At 64.5% G+C, this 13,149-nt stretch carries 9 protein-coding genes and 1 pseudogene; 5 read left to right on the forward strand and 5 right to left on the reverse strand.

The window, feature by feature from the left end; all coding sequences use genetic code 11:
- The first annotated feature begins 25 nt into the window (after positions 1-25).
- Together OU800_RS05820 and OU800_RS05825 are read left to right on the forward strand one after the other, a co-directional pair.
- Entirely contained in the window at positions 26-1,480 is a 1,455-nt protein-coding gene (locus OU800_RS05820; RefSeq protein WP_268181914.1) for an aldehyde dehydrogenase family protein, read from the forward strand.
- Positions 1,481-1,576: 96 nt separating this feature from the next.
- Positions 1,577-2,143, forward strand: a complete 567-nt coding sequence (locus OU800_RS05825; RefSeq protein WP_268181916.1) for a cytochrome b — start codon at positions 1,577-1,579, stop codon at positions 2,141-2,143.
- A gap of 55 nt (positions 2,144-2,198) precedes the next feature.
- On the opposite strand, the gene OU800_RS05830 is transcribed toward OU800_RS05825, so the two are convergent.
- The 5 genes and pseudogenes from OU800_RS05830 to OU800_RS24215 all read right to left on the reverse strand — a co-directional run.
- A complete protein-coding gene (locus OU800_RS05830; RefSeq protein ID WP_268181917.1) occupies positions 2,199-3,302 on the reverse strand; it encodes a DUF1513 domain-containing protein in 1,104 nt (367 codons plus the stop codon).
- Positions 3,303-3,305: 3 nt separating this feature from the next.
- The gene (locus tag OU800_RS05835; protein WP_268181918.1) at positions 3,306-4,370 is read right to left on the reverse strand and encodes an imelysin family protein; all 1,065 of its coding nucleotides are present in this window, start codon (positions 4,368-4,370) and stop codon (positions 3,306-3,308) included.
- A gap of 10 nt (positions 4,371-4,380) precedes the next feature.
- The gene (locus tag OU800_RS05840) at positions 4,381-5,790 is read right to left on the reverse strand and encodes a di-heme oxidoreductase family protein (RefSeq protein ID WP_268181919.1); all 1,410 of its coding nucleotides are present in this window, start codon (positions 5,788-5,790) and stop codon (positions 4,381-4,383) included.
- 171 nt (positions 5,791-5,961) lie between these two features.
- A complete protein-coding gene (locus tag OU800_RS24210) occupies positions 5,962-6,846 on the reverse strand; it encodes a methyl-accepting chemotaxis protein (protein ID WP_442964762.1) in 885 nt (294 codons plus the stop codon).
- 21 nt (positions 6,847-6,867) lie between these two features.
- Positions 6,868-7,923: pseudogene (locus tag OU800_RS24215) on the reverse strand (methyl-accepting chemotaxis protein); the annotation flags it as partial.
- Between the two features lie 747 nt (positions 7,924-8,670).
- On the opposite strand from OU800_RS24215, the gene OU800_RS05850 reads away from it, so the two are divergent.
- The 3 genes from OU800_RS05850 to OU800_RS05860 all read left to right on the forward strand — a co-directional run bounded on the left by OU800_RS05850 (position 8,671) and on the right by OU800_RS05860 (position 13,048).
- Positions 8,671-10,122 carry an APC family permease gene (locus OU800_RS05850; RefSeq protein WP_268181922.1) on the forward strand — a complete coding sequence of 484 codons (1,452 nt, stop codon included), beginning with the start codon at positions 8,671-8,673 and terminating at the stop codon, positions 10,120-10,122.
- 83 nt (positions 10,123-10,205) lie between these two features.
- Positions 10,206-11,630: an aldehyde dehydrogenase family protein gene (locus tag OU800_RS05855; RefSeq protein ID WP_268181924.1), complete on the forward strand. Its 1,425-nt coding sequence runs from the start codon at positions 10,206-10,208 to the stop codon at positions 11,628-11,630.
- Positions 11,631-11,746: 116 nt separating this feature from the next.
- Positions 11,747-13,048: an aminotransferase class III-fold pyridoxal phosphate-dependent enzyme gene (locus OU800_RS05860; protein WP_268184213.1), complete on the forward strand. Its 1,302-nt coding sequence runs from the start codon at positions 11,747-11,749 to the stop codon at positions 13,046-13,048.
- The last annotated feature ends 101 nt before the right edge of the window (positions 13,049-13,149 follow it).

Here is a 13,149-nt window from a genome sequence, read left to right on the forward strand (position 1 = left end):
CATTGCGCAACTCAGGGATATGCCCATGACTCAGCACTTGAAACACTTCATCGCCGGCGCGGCCGTCGAGGCCTCGGACGGCCGCCATATCGATCTCGTCGACCCGGTGACCGAACAGCTTTATGGCAGTTCGGCACGCGGCACGCGTGAAGACGTCGATCGCGCGGTGGCGGCGGCGCATGCGCAGCTAGAAGAGGGCGCCTGGAGTCTGCTCGATGGTGCCCAGCGGGCTCGCTTGCTGACCAGGCTGGCCGATCTGGTCGAGCGTGACAGCGAGCTGCTGGCCGATATGGACGCCCAGGCCATCGGCCGTTCGCCCATGGAGCCACGGCGGATGGACTTGCCCAATGCCATCGCCCATTTGCGGGCCGCCTCGGGGTGGGCCAACCAGCTAGAGGGGCGCACCATTCCAAGCGGAGGGTATTTCGGCACCAAGACCCTGTCTTACACTGTGCGTGAACCAGTCGGCGTGGTCGGGGCTATCGTGCCCTGGAACTCGCCGTTGATGATCACCGTATGGAAGCTCGCTGCGCTGCTGGCGGCTGGTTGCACGGTGGTGATCAAACCTTCGGAAGAAACGCCACAATCGGCTCTGCATCTGGCGAAGTTGGCTCAGGAGGCGGGCTTCCCCGATGGCGTGATCAATGTGGTTACGGGTTATGGCGCCGAGGTGGGCCGTGCCCTGTGCGAGCACCCGAACGTGGCCAAGATCAGTTTCACCGGCAGCCCGGAGGCCGGCCGTGAGATCCAGCGCACTGCAGGTGTGCTGTTCAAGCGTGTGGCGCTGGAGCTGGGGGGCAAGAGCCCGCAGATCGTCTTCGACGATGCTGCGTTCGAGGATGCGCTGTTTGGCTGCTCGCTCGGCCTGTTCGCTAACCAGGGCCAGGTCTGCGCAGCAGGCTCGAGGATTCTGGTGCAACGCAGCATCGCCGAGCGTTTCGCAGCGGCGCTGGCCGAAGCGGCCAATTCGGTCAAGGTTGGTGACCCGCGGCAGCCGGACAACCAGATGGGGCCGGTGGCCAAGAAGGCCCAGTTCGAGCGGGTCAATCGCTACATCCAGCTCGGCATCGAGCAGGGCGCGACGCTGTTGGCTGGCGGTGTATCGAAGCCTGAGCGCGGCTTCTTCGTCCGTCCGACCATTTTCGCCAATGCCCGCAATGACATGACCATTGCCCGGGAGGAGATATTCGGCCCCGTCGGCACTGTGATCACCTTCGATACGGAAGAAGAAGCCATTGCAATGGCCAACGACTCCACCTATGGCCTGGCGGCCACGGTATGGACCAGCAACCTGACACGGGCTCACCGTGTAGCCGCAGCGCTGAAGGCTGGTGCGGTAGGCGTCAACTGCTGGAGCCCGCTGGACGCCAATCTGCCCTGGGGCGGCGTGAAGACCAGCGGCATCGGTCGCGAAGGTGGCTTCGGTGGGGCGCTTGCCTACACCGAAGAGAAAGTAGTCACCGTATTACTGCCCAGTTAAGCCCAAACACCGTGCTGCCGCGCCATCCCTCGATGCCAGGGGTGGCCGGTACGCCGGTATTTCCAACGCCTTGCTGATCAATGAAAAGGGGCTGCGATGAGTGCGATAGAGAAAGAACCCGTCGACCACTATCCGAGAACACTGTTGCTCCTGCACTGGGTGCGCGCAGTATTGATCATTGGCCTGCTCTGGGCGGGTTGGCACATGACTGGGATGAGTGACGAGGTAGAGAGCAAGTTCGTGCTCTATTACCCCTGGCACAAATCCTTCGGTGTACTGGCTTTCATTCTGGTAGTGCTGCAGATCGTCATACGGGTGAAAACGCCGGTATTGCCGAAACCTCCGAAAACTCTCGCCACACACGAGCGCTTCCTCGCGCAACTGGTGCAGCGAAGCATGTACGTGCTGTTGGTCGTGGTGCCGCTGATGGGGTATTCGATGTCGAGCACCTTTACCATGAGCGACGGCGTGTACTTCTTTGGTGTGGATCTACCCGAGTTGCTACCCAAGAACGATGATTGGTTCGTGGTCTTCCAGTGGTTGCACAAGGTTCTGGCCTACACCCTGCTTGGCCTGATCGTGCTGCATCTGCTGGGCACCATGAAGCATCGGTTGTTCGACAAGGATCCGCGTAACGACGTCATGCGCCGCATGCTGAAGTGACACGGCCAGTGGCAATGCGTCGGCGCATTGCCCGTCAATGGCCGGCTCCTGCGTTTCAGGCCAGGCGCAGGTGGTTGTCCCACAGGCCGGCGGGCAGTTGCAGGGCGCTGTTGGTGATGCGTTCGCTGCGGCAGTCGTACAGGCGGCAGCGGCCCTGACCGGAGGTGACGACGAAGCCGTCACGCACGGCGCCGACGCCGGCGCAGTCCGCCAGGGGCACGTCCAGGCGCACTTCGGTACTGTCCAGATCCCAGACGAAGAAGCGGTTGCCGCGCGGTGCGGTCATCGCCAGCAGGCGCAGCTCGTCGTGGATGGCGACGCTGGCGGTGTACTGGTTCATGGCCACGCGCTGCGCTTCGCCGAGGGGGAAGGGCTGGTAGGGTTGGCCGGGGCGTTTGATCGCCAGCAGCGGCACGGCATCGTGCATGTCGCCCATGTACTGTTGGCCGCTGACCACGGTGCCATCGCGGGCCACGGCGAGGTGGCGGATGCTGTTCTGCTGGTCGGCCAGGCGCTCCTGGCTGAGCAGGCTGCCGTCGCGCTTCATCAGCACCAGGCTGGCCTGCATGGCGTCGAGGTTCATCTCCACGCGGCTCTCGGCTTCGGTGCGGATACCGCCATTGGCCACCACCAGGGTTTCGCCGTCGGGCATCCACAGCAACTGGTGTGGGCCAACGCCGTGGGTGGAGTATTCGCCGGTGCGTTCCAGGCGCTGATCCTTGAGAGCATAGCTGCCGAGCACACCACGGCCGGGCTCGCTGGTGTCATTTTCGGTGGTGTACAGCCACTCGCCGCTGCCATGGAACACCGCATGGCCGTTGAAGTGACGGCCCTGCGGCGAGTGCAGCGTCTGCAGCAGGCGGCCGTCGCGAGTGTCGATCAGGTAGCTTTCAGTGCTCGGACGGCGACCGACGAACAGCGCCAGCGGCAGGCTGGGGTGCGGCACCACGTCGTGGCAGCGTTCGTTCACGGCGGTGGCGAAGGCGCGTTCGCCATCGAGGCGGTAGCCCACCGCATAGTGGCGGCCATCGGCGTCGTCGCGGGCCGACAGCAGCAGTGGCTGGCCGGCATTGCCGAACAGTGTCCAGCCGGCGAAGGCACCGGCGGTGCTGCCGACGCCGAGCAGGGCGGCGAGGCCGAGGAAGGTTCTGCGTTGCATCCATCAGTCCCCGTCGTGGGCGTTGAAGCCGATCTGTACGCCGAGGGCTTTGGCCAGGTCGCTTTCCTGCAGGCGATGCAGGCGGTTGAGGCTGTCGTACAGTTCGTTCAACTGGCTGCGGCCCTCTTCGTTGGCGAGCAGTTCGCTCAGCGGTAGGTCGAGGGCGGCCAGGCGCTGGCGGGTGTCGAGGTAGGCGGCGTCGATACGCTGGGCCAGTTCCGCCTGGTCGCTGCCCAGCAGCGCTTGCAGGCCATCCTTGTTGCTGCCGTGCCAGAGCAGTTCGGCGCTGGCCAGGGCCGAGGCGATGTTGGCCAGGCTGGCGCCACTGCGCCAGGCCTCGGCCTGGTAGGGCTGGGGAATGCCCTTGCTCTGGCGGCCGAGCGGTGCGCCGAGTTTCTTCTTCAGGCCGTCGATGCCGCTGACCTGCACGCGCAGCAGTTCGGCCACGGCTTCCTTGGCATCGGCATAGCGGTCATTGGGGAAGGTCTTGAGCTGGGCGGCCATGCCATTCTTGTCGGCTTGCCATTGCGCGACGATATCCGCGGCCAGGGCCTGCTGGTGTTGCCCGATGCCTTGCAACAGTGGGCAGTAGCGAGCTTTCTGTGCGTCCTGGCTGAGGTCGATGCCGTTGTCGAACAGCACGTATTCCGCAGCCGTCAGGCCTTGTACCACGACGCTGGCGCTGGCGAGGTCGGCCTGGTTCAGTTGCGGCTTGCTCTTGAGCAGGGCTTCCACCTGGCGCTGCACCAGGTTCTTCTTGTCCGGCCAGAACTGCACCTGCCAGGCGCGGTTGCCTTCGGCCATGGGGCCGATCATCAGGGGTTGTAGCGCCGACCAGGCGCTCATGGCACCGAGGAAGGCCTGGCGCGTGGCGGGCAGATCCGCCGTGCCGGCGCAGAAGGCCGCGCTGCGTTCGGCCAGTTGCCGATCGGCCTCCTGCCAACTGGTATAAGCCGGCAGCAGCACGCCGTCGGCGAGGGCGCCGGTGACCTTGGCGGTCTGATCCTGCTGGCCGCAGCCGACCAGGGCCAGGCCAAGCAGGGAGGCGATCAGGCTCTTGTGCAACATCTCGGGCTCCTTAGAGGGAATTGAGGAAGGCGAGCAGGGCGGCTCGCTCGTTGGCATCGAATTGCAGCACGCGCTGCTTGGCCGCTTCGGCCTCACCGCCGTGCCAGAGTATGGCCTCCAGCAGGTTGCGCGCGCGACCGTCATGCAGGAACTGGGTATGACCGTTGACCGCCTGGGTCAGGCCGATGCCCCACAGCGGTGGCGTGCGCCACTCGCGGCCAGTGGCGAGAAACTCCTCGCGACCATCGGCCAGGCCTTCGCCCATGTCGTGCAGCAGCAGGTCGCTGTAGGGGCGGATCAGCTGGTTGGCCAGCTCGGGTTCGGCGGCATCGGCGGCGGTGGTGAAGCTCGGCGTATGGCAACCCTGGCAGCCGGCCTGATGGAACAGGCCCTTGCCCTCGAGCACTTCGGGCGCATCGACATCGCGGCGTGCCGGTACACCCAGATTGCGGCTGTAGAACAGCACGCTGGCAAGGATGTTGTCGCTGACCTCGGGCACGCCGCCGTTGACCGTCGCCAGGCAGTCGGTCTGGGCCTGGGTGCAGTTGTCATGGGCAATCAAGGTGGTGGTCAGGCCCATGTCATTGGCGAAGGCCTCGGCGTTCTGCTGGTTGAGGCTGGGCTGGCCGGCCTTCCAGCCGAAGCGGCCGAGCACGGTGCGCTGCAGGGCGCGATCCCAGACCTGATTGGCACGACCGGAAATACCGTCGCCATTGGCGTCGTCCGGGTCGGCATTGGCCAGGATGTCGGCCTCGGGAATGGCCTCGAGCAAGCCCAGGCCGATCATCGGTGGGGCGACGCGGGCAGAAAAACGGGTGTCTGGGTGCATGGGGCCATAACCGAGCAGGCTGATCTGCAACTGCGGTTTGCGCAGTTGCACCTCGGTGCCATCGGCGAAGCGCACCGGCACGCTGCTGTAGCTCAGGCGCACCTTGCCTTCGGGAGCTATGCCCGGGTTGGCCATGTCCTGCAGTTGGCTGCCATAGGTCGGTTCGGGCACTACGCCCTGGTGCAGCAGCCGTTCGCCATCTTCTGCCGTGCCCGGAATCGACAGGCGCACCAGCATCGATGCCGCGCTGCTTGCATCGGCTTCCGGGGGATGACCCCGACCGTCCTTGATATGGCAGTTCTGGCAGGCGTTGGTGTTGAACAGCGGGCCGAGGCCATCGCGCGCGGTGGTGGAAGCGGGGGCCGGTACCCAGGGGTTGCGGAAGAAACTGTTGCCCACCGAAAAATCCAGGCGGCGGCTTGGCGCCAGGTTGGCCGAGGGCTGGGAAAAGGCGTTGTGATCGAACTTGCGTACCGTGGCGGCACCCGCCGAGAGCGCTTCTCCAGGCTCGGCGGCAGTGAAGCGGGGCTGCTGGTCGCAGGCGCTCAGCAGCAGGGCCAGCAGGGGAAACGGACGGAGGAAAGGCGGCATCGGTAACGCGATCCGGACGGGCGGGGCGTCAAGATTAGCAGGCTAACCTCATTTAAATAAGATCAATTTGCGTTAACCGCCAGGGCAAAAGGTCGCGCCAAGGGCGCCATGTTGTCGCGGTGAGGTTGCCAGGGCCGCGCGCCTGTGAGGTCGCGCGGCCGTTGTGGCGGGTCAGTTGATGCGAAAGCGCGCGACCTGTTGCTGCAGGTCGCTGCCCAGGCGCGCCAGGTCGACGCTGGCGGCGGAAGTCTCCTCGCTGGCGGCGGCCGATTGCTCGGCGATGTCGCGGATGCTGGAAACGCTGCGGTTGATCTCCTCGGCCACCGAACTCTGCTGCTCGGAGGCGGTGGCGATCTGCTGATTCATCTGCTGGATGCGTGACACCGCCTCGTCGATACGGGTCAGTGCGGTGCCGGCCTGGCGTGCCGCTTCCACGGTTTCCCCGGCCATGCCACGGCTTTGCGCCATCACGCCCACGGCGTTCTCGGCACCGCTTTGCAAGGTGACCACCAGTTGCTCGATCTGCTGGGTGGATTCCTGGGTGCGCCGTGCCAGGGCGCGGACTTCGTCGGCGACCACGGCGAAACCACGGCCTGCCTCACCGGCACGGGCCGCTTCGATGGCGGCGTTGAGGGCGAGCAGGTTGGTCTGTTCAGCGATGCTCTTGATCACGTCGAGCACGGTGCCGATGTTGGCGCTGTCGCCCTTGAGACGGGCGATGGCTTCGGCAGAGGCTTCCACGGTGCGCGCTAGCTGTTCGATACGGCTGACGGCCTGCTGCACGATGGTGCTGCCCTGGCGGGTCTGCTCTTCGGCGTCGGTGGCCGAGCTGGCTGCATTTTCGGCGTTGCGCGCAACGTCCTGTACCGTGGCGGCCATCTCGTGCATGGCCGTGGCCACCTGGTCGGTTTCCATGCGTTGCTGAGTGACGCCGGCACTGGTCTGCCCGGTGACGGTCGAGAGTTCCTCGGCCGCCGTGGCGAGCTGGGCGATGCCGGAGCCGAGCTTGCCGATCAGGTCGCGCAGGCTGAGAGTCATGGCCTGCATGGCTTGCATCAGTTGCCCCAGCTCGTCGCGGCGGTCACTCTGGATGTCTGTCGTCAGGTCGCCATCGGCCACCTGGCGGGCGATACCGACCACGCGCTGCAGCGGGCCGACGATGGCCTGGGTGATGAACAGCGCACAGGCGACGCCGAGGATGAACGCAACCACCGCTGCCAGCAGCAGGTTGCGCCTGGCCATGCTGGAGTCGTTCTGCATCAGGTCGCGTTGCATCTGCAGCGACTGCTGTGAGGCTGCGGCGACTTCGCGCGCGCGGTCGGTCATATCCTGCTCGCTCTGCCGCAGTTGGTTCAGGCTGTCCTGTAGTTGAGCGAATTGGCTGCGGTAGTTGGCCATTTGTTCGAGCGCATTCTGCACCTCGCTGCGGGCACTGCTGTTGCCGAGTTCGTCCAGCAGTTGCTGGCCTTTCGCTTCGATCTCGCTGAAGTGCGCTTCGAGTAGCTGTGCGTACTGGGCATCCTTGCGCAGCAGGAAGTCCTTTTCCCGGCGACGGGCTTCTAGCAGCTCCCGGGCCAGAGTGCTGGCCAGGTTGGCGCGATCGAGCATGGCAATACCGTTCTGGTCGCCAGTGCCCTGAATCTCCACCACGGCCTGCTGGCGCAGGGCGGTTTCCAGCTCGGTGAACATCTTGAGTGCCGCGCGGGCCGAGTTTTCCATGGCATGCATGGCATCGTTGCTGAGCTTGCCGGCGGCCTGGAGCTGCACCAGCTCGTTGCGGTAGCTGTCGGCGTCTTCCTGAATCTGGCGCATCAGCGCCTTGTTTTCCGGGCGGTCGAGTGTTGCCTCTTTCTCGGCCGCCTGTTGATGGAGTTGTTGCGATATCGACAGGGCATCCTGCAGCGCTTTTTCGTCCTGGCGTAGCAGGTAGTTTTTTTCCTGCTGACGAGCCATCAGCAGATTGGTATTGATTTCGCCGACACCCATCAGGCTGTCGATGCGTTCGAGCGTGGTATTGAGGCTGGAGCTGCCAATCCAGACGGTGGCAAGCGTGATGAGCAGAATCAGACCGAAGCCGCCGAGTAATTTCTTGCGCACACTCAGGTCGAGCAGGAGAGAAGTGAGGACGTTCATGATGCTTCCTTGTGCTGTCTGTCGTCTGGCAATTGCAAATTGTTTGGCGACATTCCCGGTGGGGATATCTCTGGGTGAGTGCCTCTTGTCGTTGCGATTGGGTTCTGAAGCGGATGTGACAGTGGTGTGATACCTAGGATCAGGATAGCAGTCGCCTTGTTACCAGCAATCCAGGCTCGTCTTTTTCGACAAATGGCACTCTGGTACGGACTAGGCCGGCACTGGCCATAGTCGGGCTATCGGGTCAGATTCGTAGCGGCCCTGGCCTCATCGACGGCCAGCTTTTGCCAGGTCGCCGACTTTCCAGCAGGTAGCTCTTACGCCTTTGCTCCGGGGTGAGCACCTGCAGCGGTGATTGCACGAGCAGCACCTGCAACTCTGCCGCTTTGCTCGGTAAGGGGGCACGCAATTGAGTGGCGCGAGCATTGCCCAGAACCTTGGTCGTTCCAGCTCATGGCCAGTCACCCGGATTGCCCTGGCGTGGTGCCCGCAGCGCCAGCCGTTGCAGGGGGCGGGGGATCTGTCGGTTCTTTCGAGCGAAGGCGTGGATCGCCTCGTCCCGGGGGCGCTGCCTCATCTCGGCGCATGGCTGTCGATGCTGCCGATTTGGGCTAACGCCTGGTTGGGGATGGGCCTAGGATCGAAGTCGCTAGCGTGACTACAACAACTATTTCGCTGGTTGGCATGAGAGGCCCTGCGCCGCTCTGCGCCCCACCAACGACTGCCTCATACAATAAGGTCAAGAGAATGAGCGTACCCATGAGTCCGGCTGTCAGCTCCAACGAGCTGCGGCGTGGCGCCCTCAGCGTCGGTTTCATCATCTTCTTCGTGGTGTCGGCGGCCAGCCCGCTGAGTGTGCTGGCAGGGGGATTCCCCATTGGTATCATGCTCGGCAACGGTGCCGGCACGCCGGTACTGCTGGGGCTGACCCTGCTGGTGCTGCTGGCCTTCTCGGTCGGCTACACCACCATGGCGCGCCATGTCACCAACGCCGGTGGCTTCTACGCCTTCTCGGCGCGTGGCCTCGGTGGGCTGGCTGGCGGCGCGGCAGGTGTGCTGGCGATGTTCGCCTACAACATCCTACAGATCGGTCTGTACGGCATGTTCGGTGGCGTAGCCGCTGGCACCATGGCCAGCGTGTTCGCCATCGACCTGCCATGGTGGGTCTATGCGCTGCTGGCGATGGTCAGCGTGGCCATTCTCGGGTATCGCAACATCGATCTTTCTGCCCGTGTGCTGTCGTTCATCGTCATTGCCGAATATCTGGCGATCCTCTTCCTGGATGTTGCCATCCTGCGTAGTGGCGGCGACCACGGTATCAACCTCGATTCCTTCAAGCCCGAGCACGTATTCAGTGGCAATCCGTCGATCGGCCTGCTGTTCTGCTTCGCCGCCTTCATCGGCTTCGAGGCCACCACCATCTATGGCGAGGAAGCGAAGGATCCGCAGCGCGCGATTCCCTTCGCCACCTATGCGTCGGTGCTGCTGATCGGCTGCTTCTACGGCCTGTCGATCTGGGCCATGGTGATCGGCGTGGGTTCCGACAAGATCGTGCCGCTGCTGCAATCGCTGGAAGATCCGACCACCTTTATCTATGGGCTGTCCGATCATTTCGTCGGTGCCGAGCTGACCCAGGTGATCCGCGTGCTGTTCCTGATCAGCATCTACGCTGGCCTGCTGGCCTTCCACAACTCAGCGGCGCGCTACTTCTATGCCACCGGCCGCGATGGCCTGCTGCATGGCCTGCTGGGCACCACCCACCGCATCCACCAGAGCCCGCACGTCGGTTCGTCGGTGCAAACCCTGATCTCCGCCGTGGTGGTACTGGTCTTCGCCGCTGCCGGAGCCGATCCGATCCTGCAACTGTTCGCCTGGTTCTCCAGCCTGGCCGCGTTGTCGCTGATCCTGCTGATGGCGCTGACGTCGGTAGCGGTGCTGGCCTACTTCCACAAGCATCCGGAGTTGGGTCTGGGCCTCGTGCGCCGCTTCATCCTGCCAGCGTTCTCCGGTATCGCGCTGCTCTTCGTGCTGGTGCTGGCGGTGGTGCACTTCGAGGTGCTGACCGGCTCGAGCCAACTGATCTCCTACGGCTTGTGCCTGCTGATTCCGCTCTCGCTGATGGTGGGCGTCATGCTCGCGGCGCGTTTGCGGCGCATTTCGCCCGAACGCTTCCGCGTGCTGGGCAGCCACAAGCTCTGAGTGGACTGCCGCACTTCATTCACTCAGTCACGACACCAAGCGCCGCGCGAGAACCCTGCTCGGCGGCCTGGGGGATGTTTTACATGAACGACTATCAACTGCTTATCGACGGTGCCCGGGTTGCCGGCCAGGGCGACCCCTTCGAGGTGATCAATCCTGCCACTGGCAAAGCCTTCGCCCTGTGCCCAGCCAGCAGCGTGGCGCAACTGGAGCTGGCCGTGGCGGCCGCTCAGCGCGCGTTCACGAGATGGGGTCGAAGCTCGTGTGGAGAACGTTGCGAACGCCTGCAACTGATCGCCAACGACATCGAGCGTGAAGCCGACGAGCTGGCCAGGCTGATCGTCCTGGAACAGGGCAAGCCGCTGGCGCTGGCTTTCTCCGAAGTCATGGGCGGAGTCGCCTGGACGCGCTACGCCGCCTCCCAGGAGCTGCCGGTGGAACTGGTCGAGGAGACCCCGACCCAGCGCGTCGAGCTGCACCGCAAACCGCTGGGCGTGGTGGCCTCGATCACCCCGTGGAACTGGCCGTTCATGATCGCCATCTGGCACATCATGCCGGCGCTGCGCGCGGGCAACTGCGTGATCAGCAAGCCGTCCAGCCTGACCCCGCTGAGCACCTTGCTCCTGGTGGAAATCATCGCCCGTCACGTCCCGGCCGGGGTCATCAACATCGTCACTGGCGAGCGCGGTTTTGGCAGCGCCATCGCCAGCCATCCAGGCATCCACAAGATCGTCTTCACCGGCTCCACCGAAACCGGCCAGCGCGTGATGCAGGCAGCGGCTGGCAACCTCAAGCGCCTGACCCTGGAACTGGGCGGCAACGACGCTGCCATCGTTCTGCCTGGTACGTCGGTGGATGCCGTGGCCGAAGACATCTTCCAGGCCGCCTTCCTCAACATGGGCCAGACCTGCGCCGCGCTCAAGCGCCTGTACGTGCACGAATCGCAGTACCAGGCCTTCGCCGAGGCGCTGGCCATCATCGCCAGGCGCCAGGTGGTCGGCGCTGGCCTGGAGGAGGGCGTCACTTTCGGCCCGGTGCAGAACCCCGAGCAATTGGCGTTGGTCGCCGAGCTGGTGGACGACGCTCGCGCCCAGGGTGGCCAGGTGTTGTGCGGTGGGGCGCAATTGCCGCGTGCCGGCTACTTCTACCCGCCCACTATCGTAACCAGCGTCAGCGACGGCCAGCGCCTGGTGGACGAGGAACAGTTCGGCCCGGTGCTGCCGCTGATCGCCTACCGCGACGTGGAGGACGCATTGCGCCGCGCCAACGCCAGCAGCATGGGGCTCGGCGGCTCTGTATGGGGGCCGGATACGGCTGCCGCGCAGGCCGTTGCGGCGCGCCTGGAAAGCGGCGTGGCCTGGGTCAACTGCCACGCCCAGATTCAACCCAACACCCCGTTCGGCGGCTGCAAGATGTCCGGTTTCGGCGTCGAGTTCGGCCAGGAAGGGCTGCTGGAATTCACCACTCAGCAACTGTTGTTCACCCGCAAGTCCGCGGTTCAGCAGTGAGGAGCACCACCATGTCGACCAATGCCATGTTCAAGCAGAGCCAAACCCCGCAAGCCACGCCGGGCGAAACCCCGTACGCGAAATACAAGACAGCGGAAAAGAAATTCTGGCACCCGATGAGCGCTTCGGCGCCGGCCAACCGGGCCAAGACCCTGATCATCGCCCGTGGTGACGGCAACTACATCACCGACATCGACGGCAATCGCCTGCTCGATGGCGTCGGCGGCCTGTGGAACGTCAACGTCGGCCACAACCGCGCGGAAGTGAAAGCCGCCATCGCCGCACAGCTCGACGAACTGGCCTACTACCAGACCTTCGACGGCATCGCCCACCCGCGCGTGTTCGACCTGGCCGAGCGCCTGACCTCAATGTTCGCCCAGGAAAAAATGGCCCGTGTGCTGTTCAACTCCGGCGGCTCCGATGCCGTGGAAACCGCGTTGAAGATGGCGCGCCAATACTGGATCGCCTCCGGTCAGCCGGGGCGTACCCGCTTCCTCTCGCTGCGCAACGGTTACCACGGCGTACACGTCGGTGGCACCTCGGTCGGTGGCAACGGCGTCTATCACTACAACCACGGCCAGTTGCTCGCCGGCTGCCACCTGCTCGACACCCCCTGGCTGTACCGCAACCCCTGGGATTGCGACGATGCCGAGCAACTGGTCGAGCACTGCATTCGCCAGTTGGAAGATCAGATCGCCTTCCTTGGCGCCGGCACCATCGCCGCCTTCATCGCCGAGCCGGTGCAGGGCGCGGGTGGCGTGATCGTGCCGCCGTCCGCCTACTGGCCGCGCCTGCGCGAAGTCTGCGACCGTCACGACATCCTGTTGATCGCCGATGAGGTGGTCACCGGTTTCGGCCGCAGTGGCTGCATGCTCGGCAGCCGTGGCTGGGGCGTGGCGCCGGACATCCTGTGTCTGGCCAAGGGTATCTCCGCCGGCTACATCCCGCTGGGCGCCACGGTGTTCAACCAGCGCATCGCCGATGCCATCGAGAACGCCCCCGGCTTCGCCAACGTGATCATGCATGGCTACACCTACAGCGGCCATCCGACCGCCTGCGCGGCCGCCCTGGCGGTGCTGGACATCGTCGAGAAGGAAGACCTGCCGGGTAACGCGGCCAAGGTCGGCGCGCACCTGATCGAGGGCCTGAAGCCGTTGAGCGAGCGTTTCGAGGTGGTCGGCGAAGTGCGCGGCAAGGGCCTGATGATCGCCCTCGACCTGATCGCTGACAAACGCACCCGCCAACCGCTCGATCCGGCCACGGGGCAGGCCCTGCGCATCGCGGAAACGGCGCGCGCACAAGGTGTGCTGGTACGCCCGATCGGCAACAAGATCGTCATTTCGCCGCCCCTTACCCTCACTTGCGGTGAAGCCGATCTGATTGTCGAGGCGCTGAGCAACGCCCTGAGCAAGCATTGAACCTGCCGCCCCGCGCCCACGGGCGCGGGCATTCATCCCAACTCTCCCGAAAACCAATAAGAACGACTGCCACAGCACCGAGGAGCTGCAATGAAGATGAA

Source organism: Pseudomonas sp. GOM7 (assembly GCF_026723825.1).
Taxonomy (GTDB): Bacteria; Pseudomonadota; Gammaproteobacteria; order Pseudomonadales; family Pseudomonadaceae; genus Aquipseudomonas.